A 22,633-nucleotide genomic window follows, 5' to 3' on the forward strand; every position below is an offset into this window, starting at 1 on the left:
CCGGGCAAGGGCGGGGCGCGGCATAAGGCGGGGCGGGGCTGGGGCCGTGTCCTGCCCCCTCGTTCCCGTCGCCGCTCCGGCTTGACGCCCGGCGGGGCGGGGCCAAGCAGCGCCGATGTCCGACGATCTGCTGCCCGAAACGCCCAATCCGGCCTTTGCCGAAATGTTCGCCCGCGACGATGCGCGCGGGCCGTGCCAGCTCTACCTGATCTCGCCGCTCGAAACCGGCGGCGATTTTCCCGACCGGCTGGCGCGCGCGCTTGCGGCCGCGCCGGTCGCGGCCTTCCAGTTCCGCGTCAAGGGGATCGACCAGCACAAGGCGGCGGCGCTCGCCGCGCCGCTCATCGACATCTGCCGCGCGCATGACACCGCGTTCATCGTCAACGACTCGGTCGCGCTCGCCAAAAGGCTGGGGGCGGACGGCGTGCATCTGGGGCAGGGCGACGGCGATGTGCGCGAGGCGCGGGCGGCACTCGGCCCGGCGGCACAGATCGGCGTGACCTGCCACAACAGCCGCCATCTGGCGATGGAAGCGGGAGAGGCCGGGGCCGATTATGTCGCGTTCGGAAGCTTTTACCCGACGACGACCAAGGCCGTGTCGCACCATGCCGATCCCGCTTTGCTCGGCTGGTGGGCGGCCTTGTTCGAGCTGCCTTCGGTCGCGATCGGCGGCATCACCGCCGACAATGCCAAGCCGCTGATTGACGCCGGGGCCGATTTCATCGCCGTGTCATCGGGCGTGTGGGCCGCGCCCGAGGGCGAGGCCGAGGCGGTGCGGCGCCTGACCGCGCTGTTCTGATTTTGCCGGTCTGACCGCATCGGTGCGGTCGTCCGGCTCTGGCCGTCCCGTTCCGGGCCGCGCGGGCCGGGGCTAGGGCGCGGCCCGCGCTTGCCCGCCGGGGCGACTGCGGCTAGAGGGCGCGCCGGCTCTTTTCTCATCAGCGAGACGGTTCATGAAGATCAGCGGCGTCGACATTCGCCCCGGCAACATCATCGAGTTCGAAGGCGGCCTGTGGCGGGCGGTGAAGATCCAGCACACCCAGCCCGGCAAGGGCGGTGCCTATATGCAGGTCGAAATGAAGAACCTGATCGACGGGCGCAAGACCAACAACCGTTTCCGCTCCGACGAGCGCGTCGAGCGCGTGCGGCTCGACACCAAGGATTTCCAGTTCCTGTTCCGCGACGGCGACCAGCTGACGTTCATGGACAAGGAAACCTATGAGCAGATCACCCTGTCGACCGACATGCTGGGTGACGAGGTCGCCTTCCTGCAGGACGGGATGGACGTGATCCTCGAACTGCACGAGGAAAAGCCGATTTCGGTGCAGCTGCCCGACACCATCGAGGCGACGATCGTCGAGGCCGATGCGGTGGTGAAGGGGCAGACCGCTTCGTCCAGCTACAAGCCCGCCGTGCTCGACAATGGCGTGCGCGTGATGGTGCCGCCGCACATTGCCAGCGGCACGCGCATCGTCGTTGATGTCTATGCGCGCGAATATGTGAAGCGCGCGGACTGAGCCGCGCCGCTTTTCCTGTGACACGATGGCCCGGCGCGCGTGCGCCGGGCGGAGATTGATGCAATGCCTTCCCATTCCGGCCTGCTGACAGTCATGGAACGCGCCGCCCGCAAGGCGGGGCCGCGCCTGCGCCGCGACTTCAACGAGGTCCAGCACCTGCAGGTGTCGCGGAAAGGCCCGGCCGATTTCGTGTCGATGGCCGACAAGCGGGCCGAGCAGACTTTGGTCGAGGAACTGCGCAAGGCGCGGCCCGACTGGGGCTTTCTGCTCGAGGAAGGCGGCACGATCGAGGGTGATCCGGCCAAGCCGCGCTGGATCATCGATCCGCTCGACGGCACGTCGAACTTCCTGCACGGCATCCCGCATTTCGCGATCTCGATCGCGGTGGAAGAGCCGTCGGGCGAGGTGACCTCGGGGCTGATCTACCAGCCGCTCACCGATGAAAGCTTCTGGGCCGAAAAGGGCCGGGGGGCGTGGCTGCAGGACCAGCGGCTGCGCGTGTCGTCACGCCGCAACCTCGACGAGGCGCTGGTTGCGACCGGCATCCCGTTCAAGGGGCATGGCGACATGGCGCAATGGGCGCGGATTTTCGGGCTTGTCGCGCCCGAGGTGGCGGGCATCCGCCGCTTCGGCTCCGCCGCGCTCGACCTCGCCTGGGTCGCGGCCGGCCGTTATGACGGGTTCTGGGAAGCGGGCCTTAATGACTGGGACGTCGCCGCCGGCATCCTGCTGGTGCGCGAAGCCGGCGGCTTCGTGACCGATTTCCGGGGCGGCGACCGCCCGCGCGAGCGCCGCGAGGTGCTGGCCGCGAACGACGCGCTCCAGTCCAAGCTGCACAAGCTGGTCGCGACCGCACTGCGCTGATCGCCGGTGCGGCCCGTTCAGCCGCCCGGCGTCCAGACATAATCGCCCCCACCTGCCGTGCCGCTTTCGGTCGCCTGCGCGTCGGGCGCGATCGTCAGGTGCAGCCGCCCGCCCTTGACCGCATAGCTGCGCACCCGCTCGAGATCGGCGGCCAGCCGGTCGAGATTGCCCGGCAGACAGCCGCGCATCGTTGCCGCGATCGGGCCGATCCCGATCGCCCCTGACGCCGCGCGGCCGTCCGTCGCCGTCCAGCGCCCGGTGCCGCGATTGCATGACAGCCGCGCGACCAGCCGTCCGCCCTGCTGAAAGCCGAGCTGGTAGATTTCGCCGTCTGCCGCGCGGATCGGCGCGCCGCCGCCCGCGGGCCGGTATTCGATAAGGGTCCAGGTCGGCCCGACCAACGACTGACCGGCCGCCGCCGGGGGCGGGGGGTGCCGTCCGCCCCGGTCGCGCCACAGGCGGACAGCAGCAGGGCAATCAGGACCGGTCTGCGCATCGCGGTGCCTCCGTCATTCATCTGCCGGCATCATGGCCGGAAATGCCCGGTTGTTCCCGGCTCAATCGTCTTTCCCGCCGACAAATCCCTGAAACCGGGCCATCAGCCCGGTCCACAGCTCAAGATCGTTGCGGAACAGCGCGCCGCTGATCGATGCCTGTTCGAGATTGATGTCATATTCGATGTTCACCTCGCCCTTGTCGTCCAGATAGGCGCGGCCGAAACGGTGGGTGCGGTTCCACTGGTTGATCCGCTCAAGGCTGATCTTGTCGGTCCAGCCGGCATAGAATTGGATCTCGCCGCAGCCGGTGCCATTGTCGCAGCCGAAAAAGAAGATCGAGAAGCGGGCCCCGCCCGAGGCGCTGTGGATCAGCGGGGCGCCGGTCGAATCCTTGGTCAGTTCCGCCTTGTAACCGGCGTCCTGCAATGCCTTCACCACCGATTGCGGGGTGGCCGAGACCGGGGCCGTTGTCTGGGCGCCCGCCCGGCTGTTCACCGGTCCGGGGACCGCAAGCGCGAGCGTGAGCGCGAGGCCGGCTATAATGGGTTGCATGAGGCTGTTCTCCCTGGTTGCGCCGGGCTGTGATCCTAAGCGCCGATCATTCATTCCAACAGCCTTTTCAATCCTTGCCATCGCCTGCGCCACCGGGTTTTTTCCGGAGCCGGGAAATGGTTGCGTCGGCCGCGTGAGCGGCCTAGATGGCCGCCCAAGTCCGCCGGGTGTGCCGGTTCGGGTGGCTTGTGAGTGGAGTTGAACATGGCGTCCGTCGCCGCCGGCTATCTGCCGATCCTGCTGTTCCTCGCCGTGGCGCTGATCCTGTCCTGCGCCTTCGTGTTCCTGCCGATGGCGGTGTCGCGGCTGACCGGCGCGCACAAGCCCTATCCCGAAAAGCTCAGCGAATATGAATGCGGCTTTCCCGCGTTCGAGGACAGCCGCAGCCAGTTCGACGTGCGTTTCTATCTGGTCGCGATCCTGTTCATCATCTTCGACCTCGAAGCCGCGTTCCTGTTTCCCTGGGCGGTGTCGCTGATGGGCACCGGCTGGGCCGCATGGTGCGCGATGATGATTTTCCTGGGCGAGCTGGTGCTCGGCTATGTCTATGCCTGGAAGAAGGGAGCCCTGGAATGGGAGTGACGCTCAGCCCCGCCGGACAGGCGGTTCCGCCCGCAGGGACTGCGCCAGATCAGGCGTTTTTCAACGATCTGAACAGCGAGCTGACCGACAAGGGCTTCCTTGTCACCTCGACCGAGGAGCTGTTCCAATGGGCGCGCACCGGGTCGCTGTGGTGGATGACCTTCGGCCTGGCCTGCTGCGCGGTCGAGATGATCCATGTGAACATGCCGCGCTATGATCTGGAGCGGTTCGGCGTCGCCCCGCGCGCCAGCCCGCGCCAGTCGGACGTGATGATCGTCGCCGGCACGCTGTGCAACAAGATGGCCCCGGCGCTGCGCCGCGTCTATGACCAGATGTCGGAGCCGCGCTACGTCATCTCGATGGGCAGCTGCGCCAATGGCGGCGGCTATTATCATTACAGCTATTCGGTGGTGCGCGGCTGCGACCGGATCGTGCCGGTCGACATCTATGTGCCCGGCTGTCCGCCGACTGCCGAGGCGCTGCTTTACGGCATCATGCAGCTGCAGCGGAAAATCCGCCGCGAAGGGACGATCGAGCGGTGACGATGCTTTCTCCCGCCCCGCGACAGGCGACGAATGACGGCGTGATCGCGGCGATCGCGCCGGTGCTGGGTGACCGGCTGCTGGACGCGGTCGAGCATGTGTTCGAGGTGACGCTGACCGTGCGCCGCGACGCCGTGGCCGATGTGCTGCGCACGCTGCGCGACGATTTCGGCTATCAGCAGCTGATGGAGATTGCCGGCGTCGACTATCCCGACCGGGCCGAACGGTTCGAGGTCGTCTATCACCTGCTGTCGCTGACCAAAAACCATCGCATCCGGGTGAAGCTGTCGACCGACGAGGCGACGCCGGTGCCGTCGGTCACCGATCTGTGGCCGGTCGCGGGCTGGCTGGAGCGCGAGGTCTATGACATGTACGGGGTGCTGTTCGACGGCAATCCCGACCTGCGCCGCATCCTGACCGATTACGGCTTTCGCGGCCACCCGCTGCGCAAGGATTTCCCGCTGACCGGCTATGTCGAGATGCGCTATTCCGAAGAGCATAAGCGCGTGATCTACGAGCCGGTGCGGCTGACGCAGGATTTCCGTGCGTTCGATTTCACCAGCCCCTGGGAAGGGGCGGATTATGTGCTGCCGGGTGACGAGAAGGCCGGCGGCCATGTGCCGGCGGCGCAGGGCGCGCCGACGCCGCTGACGGCCGATCAGATCGCCCGTGCGGGCACGGTCAATGTCTCGGGCGGCGCGGCTGCGGCGGGCGCGCCGGCGGCGAAGAATGGCGATCAGCCGGAGGGCAAGAATGGCTGAGGCGATCAGCGATCTCCAGATGTCGGACGCGGCCGCGACGCCCGCCGGCGATGTCGAGATCCAGAATTACACGATCAACTTCGGGCCGCAGCATCCGGCCGCGCACGGCGTGCTGCGCCTTGTGCTCGAGCTCGATGGCGAGATTGTCGAGCGCGTCGATCCGCATGTCGGGCTGCTGCACCGCGGCACCGAAAAGCTGATCGAGACGCGCACCTATCTGCAGTCGGTGCCCTATTTCGACCGGCTCGATTACGCATCGCCGATGGCGCAGGAATATTCCTATGTGCTGGCGATCGAAAAGCTGCTGAACGTCGAAGTGCCGCTGCGCGCGCAATATCTGCGCGTGTTCTGGGCAGAGCTGACGCGCATCAAGAACCATCTGCTCAATCTGGGCAGCCATGTCATGGACGTGGGCGCGATGACGCCCAATCTGTGGCTGTTCGAGCTGCGCGAAGACTGCATGAACTTTTACGAGCGGGTGTCGGGCGCGCGCATGCACGCCGCCTATTTCCGCCCGGGCGGCGTCCATCAGGATGCCCCGGTCAAGCTGCTCGCCGACATTGCCGACTGGCTCGACACGCGCCTGCCGCGCCTGTTCGAGGACGCGATGAGCCTGGTGGTCGACAACCGCATCTTCAAGCAGCGCAATGTCGATATCGCGACGGTCAGCAAGGACGACGCGGTGCGCTGGGGCTTTTCCGGGCCGATGATCCGCGGGTCGGGCATCCCCTGGGATCTGCGCAAGTCGCAGCCCTATGACGTTTATGACCGGATGCAGTTCGACGTGCCGGTCGGCACGCGCGGCGACTGCTATGACCGGTTCATGGTGCGCGTCGAGGAAGTGCGCCAGTCCGCCCGGATCATGAAGCAGTGCCTGTCGGAAATGCCCGAGGGGCCGGTGCTGAGCCTCGACCGCAAGGTCGCGCCGCCCAAGCGCGGCGAGATGAAGCGGTCGATGGAAGCGCTCATCCATCACTTCAAGCTCTACACCGAAGGCTTTCATGTGCCGGCCGGCGAGGTCTATGTCGCCACCGAAAGCCCCAAGGGCGAGCTGGGTGTCTATCTGGTGTCCGACGGCACCAACAAGCCGTGGCGGTGCAAGATCCGGCCGACGGCGTTCAGCCACCTCCAGGCGATGGACATGATGTGCAAGGGCCACATGCTGGCCGACGTCACCGCCATTCTGGGGGCCATCGACATCGTGTTCGGGGAGTGTGATCGGTAATGGCGGGTGCAGTGCAGATCCCCGACGAAGCCGAAGTGCGCGCGCGCTGGGGCGCGTTTGCCTGGACGGCCGAGAATGAGGCGAAGGCGCGCGAGATCATCGCCCGCTATCCGGCCGGGCGGCAGCATTCGGCGGTGATGCCGCTGCTCGACCTGGCCCAGCGTCAGGTCGGGGCGGAAACGCAGACCCAGGGCTGGCTGCCGGTGCCGGTGATCGAATATGTCGCCGCGCAGATCGAGATGCCGTTCATCCGCGCCTATGAGGTCGCGACCTTCTACACCATGTACAATCTGGCGCCCGTCGGCCGCTATCATGTGCAGGTGTGCGGGACGACGCCGTGCATGCTGCGCGGGTCCGACGATGTGATGGCGGCGTGCAAGTCCAAGGGGCTGGCCAAGGGGCAGACGACGCCCGACGGGCTGTTCACGCTGACCGAGGTCGAATGCATGGGCAATTGCGCGTCCGCGCCGATGGTCCAGATCAATGACGACAATTACGAGGATCTGGATTTCGACCGCACGGTCGCCATCCTCGATGCACTGGCGCGCGGCGAGACGCCCAAGACCGGCACGCAGGAGCCGGGGCGGCACACGGTCGAACCGCTGGGCGGGCCGACCACGCTGACCGCGATGGTCGACGCCAACCATGATTATCGCGGAGAGTGGCAGTGAGCCGGACGGCCAGGGCCGGCGTTCCGGTCATCGGCATCATCTTTCTGGCGCTGGCGATCCTCAAGTTCCTGAACGGGGACGGCTGGGTCGTCTGGGCGCTGCTGGCGTTTTTGTTCGGCGGTTTCGGGGTGTTCAGCCTCGGCCGGTCGGGAGGGAACAAGTCGTGAGCCTTGCTGACAAGGACCGGATCTTCACCAATCTCTACGGCTATCAGTCGTGGCGCATCGACGCCGCGATGAAGCGTGGCGACTGGGACAATACCAAGGCGCTGATGGCGCGCGGCCAGGACCAGATCATCGAGGATGTGAAGGCCTCGGGCCTGCGCGGGCGCGGCGGGGCGGGCTTCCCGACGGGGATGAAGTGGAGCTTCATGCCCAAGGAGCCGAAGCCCGGCAAACCGAGCTTCCTCGTCATCAACGCCGACGAGTCCGAACCCGGCAGCTGCAAGGACCGCGAGATCATCCGCCACGACCCGCACAAGCTGGTCGAAGGCGCGCTGATCGCCGGCTATGCGATGCGCGCGCGGGCGGCCTATATCTATATTCGCGGCGAATATATCCGCGAGGCCGAGACGCTGTTTGCCGCCGTGGCCGAGGCCTATGACAAGGGCTTTCTGGGCAAGAATGCCTGCGGCTCGGGTTATGATTTCGACGTCTTCGTCCACCGCGGCGCGGGCGCTTATATCTGCGGCGAAGAAACCGCGATGATCGAGAGCCTGGAGGGCAAGAAGGGCCAGCCGCGGCTGAAGCCGCCCTTCCCGGCGGGCGCGGGTCTGTATGGCTGCCCGACCACGGTCAACAATGTCGAATCGATCGCCGTGGTGCCGACGATCCTGCGGCGCGGCCCGGCCTGGTTCGCCAGCTTCGGCCGGCCCAAGAACGAAGGCACCAAGCTGTTCCAGATCTCGGGCCATGTGAACAAGCCGTGCGTCGTCGAAGAGGCGATGTCGATCCCGTTCCGCGAGCTGATCGAGCGCCATTGCGGCGGCATCCGGGGCGGCTGGGACAATCTGCTCGCGGTCATTCCGGGCGGGTCGTCGGTGCCCGTCGTGCCGGCGGCGCAGATCATGGACTGCCCGATGGATTTCGACGCGCTCAAGGACCTGAAATCGGGCCTGGGCACCGCCGCCATCATCGTCATGGACAAGTCGACCGACATTGTCCGCGCGATCAGCAGGCTCAGCTATTTCTACAAGCATGAAAGCTGCGGCCAGTGCACGCCGTGCCGCGAGGGCACGGGCTGGATGTGGCGGATGATGGAGCGCCTGCGCACCGGTGACGCCGAAATCGGCGAGATCGACATGCTCGAAGAGGTGACCCGTCAGGTCGAAGGTCACACCATCTGCGCGCTGGGCGATGCCGCGGCGTGGCCGATCCAGGGCCTGATCCGGCATTTCCGCCCCGAAATCGAACGCCGCATCACCGAGCGCCGCGCCGGTGCGCTGCCGATCGCGGCGGAATGAGGATGGCGGCGATGCGCCTTGCCCTGGTGCCGCTGTGGCTGGCCGCGTTCGTGCCGGCCGCCGCGCCTGCCGCGACGCCGGCTGCCGTAGCGGCGGCCGTCGATCTGGGCCGCTGCGTGGCCAAGGCCGATCGCAGTGCCGCGCTTGACCTGATGCGGACGCTGCCGCTGGGCGACGAGCCGGTCGATCCGGCGGCGCTGGCGCTGGGCCGGGGCGGGGCCTGTGCAACGGGTGTCACCGGGCCGGTGTCGGCGATTCTGGTGCGTGGCGGCGTGGCGGACGACATGTTCGCGCGCGATTTCGTCGAGTTCGGCGTGCAGCCGCGCCGCGTGATCGCCGATCTCGCGCGCATCGACCTGCCGACCGCGCTCGGGCCGGGCGGTGAGGGCGCGTCGGCCGATGTGCGCGCGCTGTATCTGGTCGCCGAATGTGTCGCGCGCTCCAGCCCGACGCGCGCCGAACAGCTGATGAAGACCGCGCCGGGAAGCAGCGGGGAAATGCGGGTGATGGAAGCGCTGACGCCGCTGATGCAGGCCTGCCACCGCACGGCAGCGCCGATCGCCTTCGGGCGCGGGGCGATGCGCGCGGCGATCACCCAGGCTGCCTATCATGTGTCGGCCCGTTACTGGGCCGGGGAAATGACCTTGGCGGGTCAGGCGCAAGGACGCTGAGGACGAGAAATGCCCAAAGTCACTGTTGACGGTATCGAGGTCGAGGTCCCGCAGGGGGCGACCGTGCTCCAGGCCTGCGAGGCCGCGGGCAAGGAGATTCCGCGCTTCTGCTATCATGAGCGGCTGGCGATCGCCGGCAATTGCCGGATGTGCCTGGTCGAGGTGAAGCCGGGGCCGCCCAAGCCGCAGGCGAGCTGCGCGCTGCCGGCGTCGGACGGGCAGGAGATCCGCACCGACAGCGCGATGGTCAAGAAGGCGCGCGAGGGGGTGATGGAGTTTCTGCTCATCAACCACCCGCTCGATTGCCCGATCTGCGACCAGGGCGGTGAATGCGACCTGCAGGATCAGTCGGTCGCCTATGGCCGTGGTTCCAGCCGCTTTGCCGAGAACAAGCGGGCCGTGACCGACAAATATATGGGCCCGATCATCAAGACCTCGATGAACCGGTGCATCCAGTGCACGCGCTGCGTGCGCTTTGCCGAACAGGTCGCGGGCGTCGAGGAAATCGGCGCGATCGGCCGCGGCGAAAACATGCAGATCACGACCTATCTGGAAAAGACGCTGACCAGCGAACTGGCCGGCAACGTCGCCGATCTGTGCCCGGTGGGCGCGCTGCTGCAGCGCCCCTACAGCTTCGAGGCGCGGCCCTGGGAGCTCAAAAAGACCCCGTCGATCGACGTGCATGACGCGGTCGGCTCGGCGATCCGCCTCGACAGCCGGGGCCGTCAGGTGATGCGCGTGCTGCCGCGCATCAACGAGGACGTGAACGAGGAATGGCTGTCGGACAAGTCGCGCCACGCGATTGACGGCATGGTCCGCCGCCGGCTCGACCGGCCGTTCGTGCGGGTCGATGGCAAGCTGGTTCCGGCGACCTGGCAGCAGGCCTTTGCCGCGGTCGCGGCGCGCGCCGGCGGCCGGATGGCCGCGATTGCCGGCGATCTTGTCGACTGCGAGACCATGTATGCGGCCAAGGCGCTGCTCGCCGCCTTCGGCTCGGATCTGCTCGAGGGTCGCCAGACCGGCATGGATTATGACGTGTCGAACCTGGCGGCGGTCAACTTCAACTCGACGATCGCCGGGATCGAGGAGGCCGATGTCATCCTGCTCGTCGGCACCGATGTCCGCCGCGAGGCACCTTTGGTCAACACCCGCATCCGCAAGGCGGTGCGGCGCGGCGCGCGGGTGTTCGCGGTCGGCCCGGAAACCGATCTGACCTACCGCGTCGACTGGCTGGGCAATGATCTGGCCGTGCTCGGCGCGCTGCCGGCGCATGTCACCGACGCCTTTGCCGCTGCCGCGCGCCCTGCGCTGATCCTGGGCGGCGGCGCGCTCAAGGCCGGGGCGCTCGGCGCCGGGCTGGCGCTGGTCGGTCCGCTCGGGCTGATCCGCGACGGCTGGAACGGGTTCAACGTGCTGCACATGGCGGCGGCGCGCATGGGCTCGCTGATGCTGGGCTATGCGCAGAAGGGCGGCATCGCCGATATCGCGGCGGCCAATCCCGACATCGTCTTCCTGCTGGGCGCGGACGAGGTGGATTTCACCCGCTTCGCCGCCAGCCTCAAGGTCTATGTCGGCCATCATGGCGATCGCGGCGCGCATCATGCCGATGTCATCCTGCCGGCGGCCTCCTATGTCGAGAAGAGCGGCACCTATGTGAACCTTGAAGGGCGGGTGCAGCGCGGCGAACAGGCCGTGTTCGCCCCCGGCGAGGCGCGCGAGGACTGGAAGATCTTCCGCGCTTTGTCCGACGTGCTCGGCAAGCCGCTGCCGTTCGACACGCTGGGCGCGCTGCGCGCGGCGATGGTCGCCGAAGTGCCGGCGCTGGGCCGTGAGGGCGAACTTGCCGCGTTCGACTGGGCACCGCCGGCGCTTGCCGCGACGGCCGCCGGGCCGGTCGCCTATCCGATTTCCGATTTTTACCTGACCAACGCGATCTGCCGCGCCAGCCCGACCATGCAGCGCTGCTCGGCCGAGATCGTGAAGGGTGAGGTTCTTGCCGAGGCCGCCGAATGACCGCCTATTTCTCGACCCTGCTCGGCCCCGAGGGCGGCTGGTTCGTCGCCACGCTGATCGCCATCCTGCTCATCGCCTTTCCGGTGATGCTGGCGGTCGCGATCGTCATCTATTTCGACCGCAAGATCTGGGCGGCGATGGCGCTGCGGCGCGGGCCGAACGTCGTCGGTCCCTTCGGCATTCTTCAGAGCTTTGCCGACGGGATCAAGGTGTTCCTGCAGGAAACGATCATCCCGTCTTCGGCCAACAAGGGCCTGTTCCTGCTGGCGCCGATCATCACCTTCACCGTCGCGCTGATTGCCTGGGCGGTCATTCCGTTCGGGCCGGAAATGGTGCTGGCCGACATCAATGTCGGGCTGCTCTACATCCTCGCGGCGTCGTCGCTCGGCGTCTATGGGGTGATCATCGCCGGCTGGTCGTCCAACTCCAAATATCCCTTCTATTCGGCGCTGCGCGCGGCCGCGCAGATGGTGTCGTATGAAGTGTCGATCGGCTTTGTGCTGATCTCGGTCGTGCTGTGGGCCGGCAGCTTCCACCTGGGCACGATCATCGATGCGCAGAAGGGGCTTTACGGGTTCCTCAACGGCTTCGGCTTCAACCCGCTGCTGTTCCCGATGTGGGTGGTGTTCCTGATTTCGGCGATGGCAGAGACGGCGCGCGCCCCGTTCGACCTGACCGAGGCGGAGTCCGAGCTGGTCGCCGGTTACCAGACCGAATATTCATCGATGGCGTTCGCGCTCTTCTGGCTTGGCGAATATGCCAATGTGCTGCTGATGTGCGCGCTCAACGCCGTCCTGTTCTGGGGTGGCTGGCTGCCGCCGGTCGACTGGGCGCCGCTTTATGCGGTTCCCGGCCTGGTGTGGCTGATCCTCAAGATCCTCGTCTTCTTCTTCATCTTCAGCTGGGTGAAGGCGACGGTCCCGCGCTACCGGTATGACCAGCTGATGCGGCTGGGCTGGAAGATCTTCCTGCCGCTGTCGCTGCTGTGGGTGTTCCTGGTGTCCGGTTTCCTGATGCTGACGCGGTACGGAGTTCAAGCATGAGCGTCGCACATTTCATCAAGTCCTTCACCCTGTGGGAATTTGTGAAGGCGCATGCCCTGACCTTGAAGTATTTCTTCAAGCCCAAGGCGACGATCAATTACCCCTATGAGCGCAATCCGCTCAGCCCGCGCTTCCGCGGCGAACATGCGCTGCGCCGCTATCCCAATGGCGAGGAACGCTGCATCGCGTGCAAGCTGTGCGAGGCGGTGTGCCCGGCCTATGCGATCACCATCGAGTCCGAACCGCGCGAGGACGGCAGCCGCCGCACCACGCGCTACGACATCGACATGACCAAGTGCATCTATTGCGGCCTGTGCCAGGAAGCCTGCCCGGTCGATGCGATTGTCGAGGGCCCGAACCTGGAGTTCGCGACCGAAACGCGCGAGGAGCTGATCTATTCCAAGCAGAAGCTGCTCGAAAATGGCGACCGGTGGGAAAGCGCGATCGCCGTCAACCTTGCCGCCGATGCGCCCTATCGCTAAGCGGCGCCCGACACTGACTCCGCCCGTCCGGTCGTGCCGGGCAGGCATTGAAGCGTAACCACCGGATCCCGGCCCGGCGCCGGGATCCCCGCCACAGCAAACGCCAAAGCAAACAGGGTTTCGTCTTGATCCAGACCATCGCCTTTTACCTGTTCGCCAGCCTGGTGGTCGCGGCGGCGACGCTCACCATCACGGCGCGCAACCCGGTCCACAGCGTGCTGTGGCTGATCCTCGCCTTTTTCAACGCGGCGGGGCTGATGCTGCTGCTGGGCGCCGAGTTCATCGCGATGCTGCTCGTCATCGTCTATGTCGGCGCGGTCGCGGTGCTGTTCCTGTTCGTCGTGATGATGCTCGACATCGATTTCGCCGAACTGCGCGCGGGCTTCACCCGGTATCTGGGGGTCGGGCTGCTGCTGTCGGTCGTGCTGGCGGCGGAGATCATCTTCGCGGTGGCGGCATGGAATGCCGGGGCGGTGGATCTGGCCGGGCGCGCTGCGCCGACGCCGGTTGACATGCCCAACATCCAGGCGGTCGGGCAGCTGCTCTACACCCGCTATCTCTACATTTTCGAGGCCGCCGGCCTTGTCCTTCTGGTGGCGATGATCGGCGCGATCGTGCTCACCCACCGTGCGCGCAAGGATTTCCGCGCGCAGCGGCCGGACCAGCAGATCCGCCGCCGGCCGGAGGATGCGGTCCGGATGGTCGATCAGCCGGTCGGGGAGGGCGTGACGCTGTGATCGGGCTTCAGCATTATCTGGTCGTCTCGGCGATCCTGTTCGTGCTCGGCGTGCTGGGCATCTTCCTCAACCGCAAGAACGTCATCGTGATCCTGATGGCGATCGAACTGATCCTTCTGGGCGTGAACATCAACCTTGTCGCCTTCAGCGCCTATCTGGGCGATCTGGTCGGCCAGGTGTTCGCCATGTTCGTGCTCACGGTCGCTGCCGGCGAGGCGGCGATCGGGCTTGCCATTCTCGTCATCTATTTCCGCAACCGCGGCACGATCGCGGTCGATGACGCCAACAGGATGAAGGGATGATCCAGCTCATCGTATTCCTGCCGCTGCTGGCGGCGCTGGTTGCCGGGCTCGGCAACCGGATGATCGGCAACACCGTCGCCAAGGCGGTGACGACCGGCGCGCTGTTCGTGTCGTGCGGCCTGTCCTGGCCGGTGTTCCTGGGCTTTCTCGGCGGCGACGCCGATGCGATGGTCGTGCCGGTGCTCAGCTGGATCCGTTCGGACAGCTTCAACGTCATGTGGTCGCTCCGGGTGGACACGCTGACGGCGGTGATGCTGGTCGTCATCACCTCGGTCTCGGCGCTCGTCCATCTCTACAGCTGGGGCTATATGGCGGAGGACGACAGCCAGCCGCGCTTCTTCGCCTATCTGTCGCTGTTCACTTTCGCGATGCTGATGCTCGTGACCGCCGACAATCTGGTGCAGATGTTCTTCGGCTGGGAAGGCGTGGGTCTCGCCTCCTACCTGCTGATCGGGTTCTGGTATTACAAGCCGTCGGCCAATGCCGCCGCGATCAAGGCGTTCGTCGTCAACCGCGTCGGCGATTTCGGCTTCATGCTCGGCATTTTCGGCACCTTCCTGGTGTTCGGCACGGTGTCGATCCCCGAAATCCTCGAAATGGCGCCGGCGATGGCCGGATCGACGGTCGGCTTCCTTGGCGACAGCGTCGATACGATGACGCTGATCTGCCTGCTGCTGTTCCTGGGCGCGATGGGCAAGTCTGCCCAGCTTGGCCTGCACACCTGGCTGCCCGATGCGATGGAAGGGCCGACCCCGGTGTCGGCGCTGATCCATGCCGCGACGATGGTGACCGCGGGCGTGTTCATGGTCTGCCGCCTGTCGCCGCTGTTCGAGCAGAGCGATGTCGCGATGACCGTGGTGACCGTGGTCGGCGCGGCGACGGCGCTGTTTGCCGCGACCGTCGGCACGACGCAGACCGACATCAAGCGCGTGATCGCCTATTCGACCTGTTCGCAGCTCGGCTATATGTTCTTCGCCGCCGGCGTCGGGGCGTATGGCGCGGCGATGTTCCATCTGTTCACCCACGCCTTTTTCAAGGCTTTGCTGTTCCTGGGCGCGGGCTCGGTCATTCATGCGATGCACCATGAACAGGATATGCGCTTTTACGGCGGCCTGCGCCGGCACATTCCGCTGACCTTCTGGGCGATGATGCTCGGCACGCTGGCGATCACCGGCGTCGGCGTGATGGGCGTGTTCGGCTTTGCCGGCTTCTATTCGAAGGACGCGATCCTCGAAGCCGCCTTTGCGAGCGGCACCGAGGCCGGGCGCGTCGCCTTTGCGATCGGCGTGTTCGCGGCGCTGCTCACCAGCTTCTATTCGTGGCGGCTGGTGTTCCTGACCTTTTTCGGCACGCCCCGCTGGGCGGCGTCGGAGCATATCCAGCATGCCGTGCATGGCGATCACGGGCATGACGCGCATGGCCATGACGCGCACGGGCATGATGGGCACGCCCATGACGATCATGGTCGACATCATGTTGACGCTGCTCATGGCGATCATCACGACGATGCGGCCACCGGGACGGCGGGCTATCACCCGCATGAAAGCCCGCTGGTCATGCTGATCCCGCTTGTCATCCTGTCGCTGGGGGCGGTGTTTGCGGGCTTTGTGTTCCACCACAGCTTCCTGGAAGCGGAGCCGGGTGCGGCATTCTGGCGCGGCAGCCTGGTGTTCGACACCCATCTGATGCACGCGATGCACGAGGTGCCGCTGTGGGTGAAGCTGTCGGCGACGGCGGCGATGCTGGCGGGGCTGGTGTTCGCGCTCTGGGCCTATGTCTGGGATACCAGCGTGCCCGCGCGCTTCACCGCGACGTTCCGCGGCATGTATGCCTTCTTCCTCAACAAATGGTATTTCGACGAACTCTATAATCTGGTGTTCGTCCGGTCGTCGCAGCTCCTTGGCCGCTTCTTCTGGAAGCGCGGGGATGAAGGCACGATCGACCGCTTCGGGCCGAACGGGCTCGCTGCGCTCGTCGCCGGCGCGGGCCGGGTCAGCCAGCGGGTTCAGTCCGGCTATGTCTATACCTATGCGTTCGTGATGCTGATCGGCCTCGCCGGCGCTGCGACCTGGGCGATCGCGGGGTGATTGAGAAGTGAACCAGTTCGATTTTCCCATCCTGTCGCTGATGCTCGCGGTTCCGGCCGCGGCGGCGATCGCATGTCTTTATCTGGGCGCGGCGGGTGCCCGCTGGCTGGCGCTGGCCGCCACGCTCATCGATTTCGCGCTTGGCGTCGCGCTCTGGATCGGCTTCGATCAGGGGCCGGGCGCGCCGCAATGGCAGTATCAGGAACATCTGCCGCTGTTCGGCCGCTTCGCCTGGTCGCTGGGCATCGACGGCATCGCGCTGATGCTGATCATGCTGTCGGTGTTCCTGATGCCGATCTGCATCCTCGCCAGCTGGGAATCGGTCACGCGCCGGGTCAGCGAATATATGGCGGCGTTCCTGTTCGTCGAAGTGCTGATGATCGGCACCTTCGCGGCGCAGGACATGTTCCTGTTCTACATCTTCTTCGAAGCCGGCCTCATTCCGATGTATCTGATCATCGGCATCTGGGGCGGGGCGCGGCGCATCTACGCCAGCTATAAATTCTTCCTCTATACGCTGCTCGGCTCTGTGCTGATGCTGATCGCGATGCTGTGGATGTCGCAGCAGGCGGGCACGTCGGACATCCCGACCCTGCTCAACCATGATTTCCCGATCGAGGCGCAGACCTGGCTGTGGTTCGCCTTCTTCGCGTCGTTCGCGGTCAAGGTGCCGATGTGGCCGGTGCACACCTGGCTGCCCGACGCCCATGTCGAGGCGCCGACCGCCGGCTCGGTGATCCTGGCGGGCGTGCTGCTCAAGCTTGGCGGCTATGGCTTCATCCGCTTCTCGCTGCCGATGTTCCCCGAAGCCTCGGGGGCGCTGGTCGGGCTGGTGCTCGCTTTGTCCGGGGTGGCGGTGGTCTACACCTCGCTCGTCGCGCTGGTGCAGGCCGACATGAAGAAGCTGATCGCCTATTCCTCGGTCGCGCACATGGCGATCGTGACCATCGGCCTGTTCGCGTTCAACCGCCAGGGGCTTGAGGGCGCGATGATCGTGATGCTCAGCCACGGTCTGGTGTCGGGCGCGCTGTTCCTGTGTGTCGGCGTCATCTATGACCGGCTGCACACCCGCGAGATCGCGCGCTATGGCGGGCTGGCGAACAACATGCCGCGTTACGCGCTGTTCTTCCTGCTGTTCACCATGGCCTCGATCGGCCTGCCGGGGACGAGCGGCTTTGTCGGCGAGTTCCTGTCGCTGATGGGCGCATGGCAGGTGAGCACGGTGGCGACGGCGGTCTGCACGACCGGCATCATCCTGGGCGCTGCCTATGCGCTCTATCTCTACCGCCGGGTCGTGTTCGGCGTCGCGCCGAGCGAAGAAGTGGCGTCGCTGCCCGACCTCAACGCCCGCGAGCTGGGTAGCCTCGCCGCGATCGGCGCGGTCGTCCTGTGGATGGGCGTTTATCCTGAAAGTTTCCTCGCGCCGATGCGGGCGGATATCGGCGCGCTCGTCGCGCGGGTCGACCGCGCGCGTCCGACCTATGAACCGCGCTGGGTCGCGGGCAAGCCGGCAGCGGCTGCGCATGGCGAAAGCCATGGCGCCGAAGCTGCCGCGCACGGAGTTGGCCATTAATGACTGAAAGCCTGTTCATCACCCTGCCGGAGATCATCCTGTCGTTGGGCGCGCTGGCGCTGCTGATGATCGCGGCCTTTGCCGGCGACGCGCGCACGCGGCTGATCGGCTGGCTGGCGGTGGCGCTGCTCGTCGCCGCTCTGGTCGCGGCGCTCAATCCGGGCGGCGACGCGTTTGACGGGCTTTACCGGGCCGATGCCTTTTCGGCTTTTGCCAAGGCGCTGATTTTCGGCGGCGCGGCGGTTTCGGTCATCCTCGCCCCCGATTTCTTCGCCCGGCGCGGCGGCGAACTGCGCGCCGAATATCCGATCCTGATTGTGCTGTCGGCGATCGGCATGGGCATGATGGTGTCGGCGGCGGATCTGCTCACCCTCTATGTCGGCCTCGAACTGCAGAGCCTGGCAGCCTATGTGCTGGCGAGCTTCATGCGCCGCGACGCGCGCTCGGCCGAAGCGGGACTCAAATATTTCGTCCTCGGCGCGCTTGCCTCGGGCATCCTGCTTTACGGCATTGCGCTGCTCTACGGCTTTTCGGGCACGACCCAGTTTGACGGGCTGGCGCGCGCGTTCGGCGCAGGGCCGCTGTCGCTCGGCCTGACCTTCGGGCTGGTGTTCGCGCTGGCCGGGCTGGCGTTCAAGATCAGCGCGGTGCCGTTCCACATGTGGACGCCCGACGTCTATGAAGGCGCGCCGACGCCGGTCACCGCCTTCTTTGCCTCGGCCCCCAAGGTCGCGGCGATGGGGCTGCTCATCCGCCTGTCGGTTGAGGCGATGGGCCCGGCCTATGAGGCGTGGCGGCAGATCATCATCTTCTCCGCGCTCGCCTCGATCGTGCTGGGCGGCGTCGCGGCGATCGGCCAGACCAACATCAAGCGGCTGCTTGCCTATTCGTCGATCAACAATATCGGCTTTGCGCTGATCGGGCTGGCGGCGGTCCAGCCCGGCCGGCCCGAAGGGGTCGCTGCGGTGATGACCTATATGGCGATCTATATCGTCATGACGATCGGCGCGTTCCTCGTCGTGCTGCAGATGCGCGACGCCGAGGGCAACCAGCTGGAGACGATCGCCAGCCTGTCGGGCATGTCGCGCACCAGCCCGGCGCTGGCCGCGGCGATGATGCTGTTCATGTTCTCGCTCGCCGGCATTCCGCCGCTGCTCGGCTTCTGGTCGAAGTTCGTGGTGTTCGACGCGGCGGTCGCGGCCGGGCTGTGGCCGCTCGCCGCCATCGGCATCGCCTTTTCGGTGATCGGTGCCTATTATTATCTGAAGATCGTCAAGACGATGTATTTTGACGAGCCTGCCCCTGCGTTCGCGCCGATGACCAACCGGATCGAAGGCGCGCTGATCCTGGCCGGTGCGGCGGCGATCTCGCCGCTCGGCTATCTGCTGATCCCGTCGCTTGGCCTTGCCAGCATGACGGCGGCTAAGGCGCTGTTCTGATCACGCTGCGCACGGTCGAGGTCACGGCCTCGACCAATGCCGACATGATCCTGCGCGCGGGTGCCGGCGCGCCCGAGGGCGAATGGCTGCGCGCCATCAGCCAGACCGCCGGGCGCGGCCGGCTGGGGCGCGACTGGGTGTCGCCGCCCGGCAACCTCTATGCCAGCACGCTGGTGCGGCTGCGCGCCGATGATCCATTGCCCGCCACGCTGGCGCTGGTCGCGGCGGTGGCGCTGGACGAGGTGCTGCGCGGCTGGGGCGCCCGGCCGGTGATCAAATGGCCGAACGACCTGCTGCTCGACGGCGCGAAGCTGTCGGGCATTTTGCTCGAACGCAGCGGGGATGCGGTCATCATCGGTATCGGCGTCAATCTTGCGCATCATCCCGAGGGTCTTGGCCGTGCGGTGACCAGCCTGGCGGCCGCAGGGCTGGGCGCGCCCGATCCGGCGCTATTCCTTGCCGATCTGGCCGAGGCCTTTGCCCGCTGGCTCGGCTGCTGGCGCGCCGATCTGGCGGCGATCACACGGCGCTGGCGCGAGGCCGCCCATCCGCCCGGCACCGCGCTCAGCGTGCGCCTGCCGGGCGCGCCGGCGATTGACGGGCTGTTCGACGGGCTCGAAAGCGATGGCGCGCTGCGCCTGCGTCTGGCATCGGGCGAAACAAGGATCGTCCATGCGGGCGACGTGTTCATGATCTGACGGCGGGGGAGAGTGTGCCGATGCTGCTCGCGATCGATGCGGGGAACACCAATGTCGTTGTCGCCCTGGTCGATCAGGGCGACATCCGGGCGCGCTGGCGCATCGCCACCGATCCGCGCCGGACGGCGGACGAATATGCGGTGTGGCTGACCCAGCTGCTGACGCTCGAAGGGCTGGCGCGCAGCGACATCGACGCGGTGATCGTGGCGACCGTCGTGCCGCGCGCACTGCACAATCTGCAGGTGCTGGCGAGCAAATATTTCGGCGTCGAGGCGCTGATCGCCGGGCGCGCGCCGGTCGACTGGGGGATCGAGTTGGACGTGGTCGAGCCGGCGAGCGTCGGCGCGGACCGCGTGGTCAACGCCATCGCCGCCCATGCGCGCTATCCCGGTGACCTGATCGTCATCGATTTCGGCACCGCGACGACGTTCGACATCGTCGATTACACCGGTGCCTATAAGGGCGGTATCATCGCGCCGGGCCTCAACCTGTCCCTCGACGCGCTGGTCGGCGCGACCGCCAAGCTGCCGCGCATCGCGATCCGCGCGCCCGAGGATGGCAGCGTGATCGGCCGCACGACCGAGGCGCAGATGCTGATCGGCATCTACACCGGCTATCTGGCGATGATCGAAGGGCTGATCGCCCGGCTGAAAAAGCAGGTCGGCCGCCCGGTCAGGGTGATCGCGACCGGCGGGCTGGCGGCGCTGTTCCAGGATCATGACCATCTGTTCGACGCGGTCGAGCCCGATCTGACGATTCAGGGGCTGGCGATGCTGCACGCCCGCGCCCATAATGGCTGACCGCGCGCCGACCCCCGGCCGCGCGCCCCCGCACACTGGATTTGCATGACCCCCGGCAACGAACTTCTTTTCCTCGCGCTTGGCGGCTCGGGCGAAATCGGCATGAACGTCAATCTCTACGGCACCCAGGGCAAATGGGTGATGGTGGATTGCGGCATCACCTTCGCCGATCCCGGCTATCCCGGCATCGATGTGATCCTGCCCGATCTGGCGTTCATCGAGGAACGGCTGGGCGATCTGCTCGGCATCGTGCTCACCCATGGCCATGAGGATCATATCGGCGCGCTGCCCTATCTGGCCGCCGATCTGGGCGTCCCGCTCTATGCGACGCCGTTCACCGCCGGGCTGATCCGGGGCAAGCTCGAGGAAGAGGGGGTGGCCGATCAGGTGCGGCTGCACGTCATCGATCGTGAGCATGGCCGGTTCGAACTGGGGCCGTTCTCGTTCGACTATGTGCCGCTCGCCCATTCGATCCCCGAGGGCAATGCGCTGGTGATCGGCACGCCCTATGGGCGCATCTTCCATACCGGCGACTGGAAGCTCGATGATGCGCCGATGCTCGGCACGCCGTCGACCGCGGAGGAACTGCGCGCCATCGGCGATGCGGGTGTGCTCGCGCTCGTCTGCGATTCGACCAATGTGTTCAACGAGGAGGCGTCCGGCTCCGAAGGCGCGGTGCGCGCCGGGCTGGATCAGGCGATCCGCGGTGCCGAGGGGCGGGTGCTGGTCACCACCTTTGCATCGAACGCCGCGCGGCTGGCGACGCTCGCCGATGTCGCGCGCGACACCGGGCGGCGCATCTGCGTGGCCGGGCGGTCGCTCGACCGCATCCTGAAGGTCGCTCGCTCGGTCGGCTATCTGCGCGATTTTCCCGAAACGGTCGATTTCGACGCCGCGATGAAGCTGCCCCCGCGCGAGGTGATGATCATCGCGACCGGCGGGCAGGGCGAGGCGCGGGCGGCGCTTGGCCGCATCGCCTTCGACCAGCACCCGATCAAGCTCGATGCCGGCGATCTGGTGGTGTTTTCATCGAAGCAGATCCCGGGCAATGAAATCGCGATCGGCCGCATCCAGAATGCGCTCGCCGCGCGCGGGATCCGGATGATCACCGACCGTCAGGCGCATGTCCATGTCTCCGGCCATCCGGGCCGGCCCGAGCTCGAGGCGATGTATGAATGGATCCGGCCGGAGATCATCCTGCCCGTCCATGGCGAGCGCCGCCACATGGCCGAACAGGCGCGTTTTGCGCTCGAACAGGGCGTGCCGCGCGCGATCGTGCAGGAAAATGGCCAGATGGTGCGTCTGGCCCCGGACGGGCCGGCGATCATCGGCCATGAGCGCGCGGGCCGGCTGATGCTTGACGGCGATGTGATCCTGCCCGCCGATGGCGCGACGATGCAGGAGCGGCGGCGGATCGCCTCTTACGGCCAGATTTCGGTCGCGCTTGCGCTCAATGCCAGCGGGCGTCTTGTCGGTGAGCCGCAGGTGCGCGTGCAGGGCGTGCCGGTCGAGGAAGACAAGGATGATTTCCTGATCGAGGCCGCCGATGCGGCGGGCGAGGCCGCGCGCGCCGCGCCCCGCGAGCTGGAGAAGCTGCGCGAGGCGGTGCGGCTCGCGGTGCGGCGCAAGGCGGTCGAATGGACCGGCAAGAAGCCGATCGTCGATGTGCTGGTGATCACGCTCTGACGCCCGGTGCCGGCCCGGCGCGCAGAAACGCGCCGGGCGTCGCGTCGGCCGTTCGCGGCTTTTTCGTCCGCCGCATTTTCCGGGCCGCCGGGTGTTTCCACCCGGCTGGAAAATGCTTTAGGGGGCAGCCCCATGCGCTGGACCTCGATACTTGCCATCTATCTGCTGTTCTGGGCGATGAGCGTGTTCTTCGTCCTGCCCTTCGGCGTGCGCACGCATGACGAGGCCGGGGTCGAAAAAGTGCCCGGCCAGGCGGACAGCGCGCCCGCAAACTTCCGCGTCGGCCGCTTCGTGATGCGGACCACCATCCTGTCGGCGGTGCTGTTCGGGCTTTATTACGCCAATTACGTCAATGGCTGGATTACGGCAGACGATGTCGCCTTCATCCGGCCCCCGGCGGATTAAGCCTGCCCCATAAAGGCGCGGGCT

25 protein-coding genes are annotated in these 22,633 nt (G+C 66.5%); 23 read left to right on the forward strand and 2 right to left on the reverse strand.

From position 1 onward, the window contains the following. Positions 1–115: 115 nt before the first annotated feature. From thiE to GVO57_RS07000, 3 genes are all read left to right on the forward strand, one after another. Positions 116–799: a thiamine phosphate synthase gene (gene thiE / locus GVO57_RS06990; protein WP_160592547.1), complete on the forward strand. Its 684-nt coding sequence runs from the start codon at positions 116–118 to the stop codon at positions 797–799. A 154-nt stretch (positions 800–953) separates the two neighbouring features. Next, the gene (gene efp, locus GVO57_RS06995) at positions 954–1,517 is read left to right on the forward strand and encodes an elongation factor P (protein ID WP_160592548.1); all 564 of its coding nucleotides are present in this window, start codon (positions 954–956) and stop codon (positions 1,515–1,517) included. 63 nt (positions 1,518–1,580) lie between these two features. After that, positions 1,581–2,381, forward strand: a complete 801-nt coding sequence (locus GVO57_RS07000; RefSeq protein ID WP_160592549.1) for an inositol monophosphatase family protein — start codon at positions 1,581–1,583, stop codon at positions 2,379–2,381. Between the two features lie 17 nt (positions 2,382–2,398). Here the strand turns inward: GVO57_RS07000 and GVO57_RS07005 are convergent, their stop codons facing one another. Together GVO57_RS07005 and GVO57_RS07010 are read right to left on the reverse strand one after the other, a co-directional pair. Then, positions 2,399–2,782 carry an META domain-containing protein gene (locus GVO57_RS07005; RefSeq protein ID WP_160592550.1) on the reverse strand — a complete coding sequence of 128 codons (384 nt, stop codon included), beginning with the start codon at positions 2,780–2,782 and terminating at the stop codon, positions 2,399–2,401. Between the two features lie 156 nt (positions 2,783–2,938). Next, a complete protein-coding gene (locus GVO57_RS07010) occupies positions 2,939–3,430 on the reverse strand; it encodes a YbjN domain-containing protein (protein WP_160592551.1) in 492 nt (163 codons plus the stop codon). Between the two features lie 204 nt (positions 3,431–3,634). Here GVO57_RS07010 and ndhC point away from each other — a divergent pair, with 204 nt between their 5' ends. From ndhC to GVO57_RS07105, 20 genes are all read left to right on the forward strand, one after another. Next, a complete protein-coding gene (gene ndhC, locus GVO57_RS07015; RefSeq protein WP_160592552.1) occupies positions 3,635–4,012 on the forward strand; it encodes an NADH-quinone oxidoreductase subunit A in 378 nt (125 codons plus the stop codon). Further along, positions 4,003–4,554, forward strand: a complete 552-nt coding sequence (locus tag GVO57_RS07020) for a NuoB/complex I 20 kDa subunit family protein (RefSeq protein ID WP_160592553.1) — start codon at positions 4,003–4,005, stop codon at positions 4,552–4,554. The genes ndhC and GVO57_RS07020 overlap by 10 nt, the downstream gene beginning before the upstream one ends. A 2-nt stretch (positions 4,555–4,556) precedes the next feature. Then, on the forward strand, positions 4,557–5,315 hold the full coding sequence (locus GVO57_RS07025; RefSeq protein ID WP_160593881.1) for an NADH-quinone oxidoreductase subunit C: 759 nt from the start codon (positions 4,557–4,559) through the stop codon (positions 5,313–5,315). Continuing rightward, positions 5,308–6,540: an NADH-quinone oxidoreductase subunit D gene (locus tag GVO57_RS07030; protein WP_160592554.1), complete on the forward strand. Its 1,233-nt coding sequence runs from the start codon at positions 5,308–5,310 to the stop codon at positions 6,538–6,540. The genes GVO57_RS07025 and GVO57_RS07030 overlap by 8 nt, the downstream gene beginning before the upstream one ends. Beyond that, a complete protein-coding gene (locus tag GVO57_RS07035; RefSeq protein ID WP_160592555.1) occupies positions 6,540–7,211 on the forward strand; it encodes a complex I 24 kDa subunit family protein in 672 nt (223 codons plus the stop codon). The genes GVO57_RS07030 and GVO57_RS07035 overlap by 1 nt, the downstream gene beginning before the upstream one ends. Then, on the forward strand, positions 7,208–7,378 hold the full coding sequence (locus GVO57_RS14595; RefSeq protein ID WP_201752708.1) for a hypothetical protein: 171 nt from the start codon (positions 7,208–7,210) through the stop codon (positions 7,376–7,378). Before GVO57_RS07035 ends, GVO57_RS14595 begins: the two co-directional genes overlap by 4 nt. Next, a complete protein-coding gene (gene nuoF, locus GVO57_RS07040) occupies positions 7,375–8,673 on the forward strand; it encodes an NADH-quinone oxidoreductase subunit NuoF (RefSeq protein WP_160592556.1) in 1,299 nt (432 codons plus the stop codon). Before GVO57_RS14595 ends, nuoF begins: the two co-directional genes overlap by 4 nt. An 11-nt stretch (positions 8,674–8,684) precedes the next feature. Continuing rightward, positions 8,685–9,344 (forward strand): hypothetical protein, encoded by a 660-nt coding sequence (locus GVO57_RS07045; RefSeq protein WP_160592557.1) that lies wholly within the window; start codon positions 8,685–8,687, stop codon positions 9,342–9,344. Between the two features lie 9 nt (positions 9,345–9,353). Next, positions 9,354–11,357, forward strand: coding sequence for an NADH-quinone oxidoreductase subunit NuoG (nuoG, locus tag GVO57_RS07050; protein WP_160592558.1), 2,004 nt, complete (start codon positions 9,354–9,356; stop codon positions 11,355–11,357). Then, complete coding sequence (nuoH, locus tag GVO57_RS07055) at positions 11,354–12,400, forward strand: NADH-quinone oxidoreductase subunit NuoH (RefSeq protein WP_160592559.1); 1,047 nt, start codon at positions 11,354–11,356, stop codon at positions 12,398–12,400. Before nuoG ends, nuoH begins: the two co-directional genes overlap by 4 nt. Next, complete coding sequence (nuoI, locus tag GVO57_RS07060; RefSeq protein WP_160592560.1) at positions 12,397–12,882, forward strand: NADH-quinone oxidoreductase subunit NuoI; 486 nt, start codon at positions 12,397–12,399, stop codon at positions 12,880–12,882. The genes nuoH and nuoI overlap by 4 nt, the downstream gene beginning before the upstream one ends. 125 nt (positions 12,883–13,007) lie before the next feature. Further along, the gene (locus GVO57_RS07065; protein ID WP_160592561.1) at positions 13,008–13,619 is read left to right on the forward strand and encodes an NADH-quinone oxidoreductase subunit J; all 612 of its coding nucleotides are present in this window, start codon (positions 13,008–13,010) and stop codon (positions 13,617–13,619) included. Beyond that, positions 13,616–13,921: an NADH-quinone oxidoreductase subunit NuoK gene (gene nuoK / locus GVO57_RS07070; protein ID WP_160592562.1), complete on the forward strand. Its 306-nt coding sequence runs from the start codon at positions 13,616–13,618 to the stop codon at positions 13,919–13,921. The genes GVO57_RS07065 and nuoK overlap by 4 nt, the downstream gene beginning before the upstream one ends. Further along, positions 13,918–16,008, forward strand: a complete 2,091-nt coding sequence (nuoL, locus tag GVO57_RS07075) for an NADH-quinone oxidoreductase subunit L (RefSeq protein WP_160592563.1) — start codon at positions 13,918–13,920, stop codon at positions 16,006–16,008. The genes nuoK and nuoL overlap by 4 nt, the downstream gene beginning before the upstream one ends. Positions 16,009–16,048: 40 nt before the next feature. Continuing rightward, positions 16,049–17,581, forward strand: a complete 1,533-nt coding sequence (locus GVO57_RS07080; protein ID WP_233281549.1) for an NADH-quinone oxidoreductase subunit M — start codon at positions 16,049–16,051, stop codon at positions 17,579–17,581. Beyond that, positions 17,581–19,020: an NADH-quinone oxidoreductase subunit NuoN gene (gene nuoN, locus GVO57_RS07085; protein ID WP_160592565.1), complete on the forward strand. Its 1,440-nt coding sequence runs from the start codon at positions 17,581–17,583 to the stop codon at positions 19,018–19,020. Before GVO57_RS07080 ends, nuoN begins: the two co-directional genes overlap by 1 nt. Positions 19,021–19,064: 44 nt before the next feature. Further along, positions 19,065–19,718: a biotin--[acetyl-CoA-carboxylase] ligase gene (locus GVO57_RS07090; RefSeq protein ID WP_233281275.1), complete on the forward strand. Its 654-nt coding sequence runs from the start codon at positions 19,065–19,067 to the stop codon at positions 19,716–19,718. Between the two features lie 20 nt (positions 19,719–19,738). After that, positions 19,739–20,518 (forward strand): type III pantothenate kinase, encoded by a 780-nt coding sequence (locus tag GVO57_RS07095; RefSeq protein WP_160592566.1) that lies wholly within the window; start codon positions 19,739–19,741, stop codon positions 20,516–20,518. A gap of 45 nt (positions 20,519–20,563) precedes the next feature. Then, the gene (locus GVO57_RS07100; RefSeq protein WP_160592567.1) at positions 20,564–22,204 is read left to right on the forward strand and encodes a ribonuclease J; all 1,641 of its coding nucleotides are present in this window, start codon (positions 20,564–20,566) and stop codon (positions 22,202–22,204) included. A 132-nt stretch (positions 22,205–22,336) separates the two neighbouring features. Beyond that, positions 22,337–22,609, forward strand: coding sequence for a DUF1467 family protein (locus GVO57_RS07105; protein WP_160592568.1), 273 nt, complete (start codon positions 22,337–22,339; stop codon positions 22,607–22,609). The last annotated feature ends 24 nt before the right edge of the window (positions 22,610–22,633 follow it).

It is taken from the genome of Sphingomonas changnyeongensis (assembly GCF_009913435.1).
In the GTDB taxonomy this organism is placed as follows: domain Bacteria; phylum Pseudomonadota; class Alphaproteobacteria; order Sphingomonadales; family Sphingomonadaceae; genus Sphingomonas_B; species Sphingomonas_B changnyeongensis.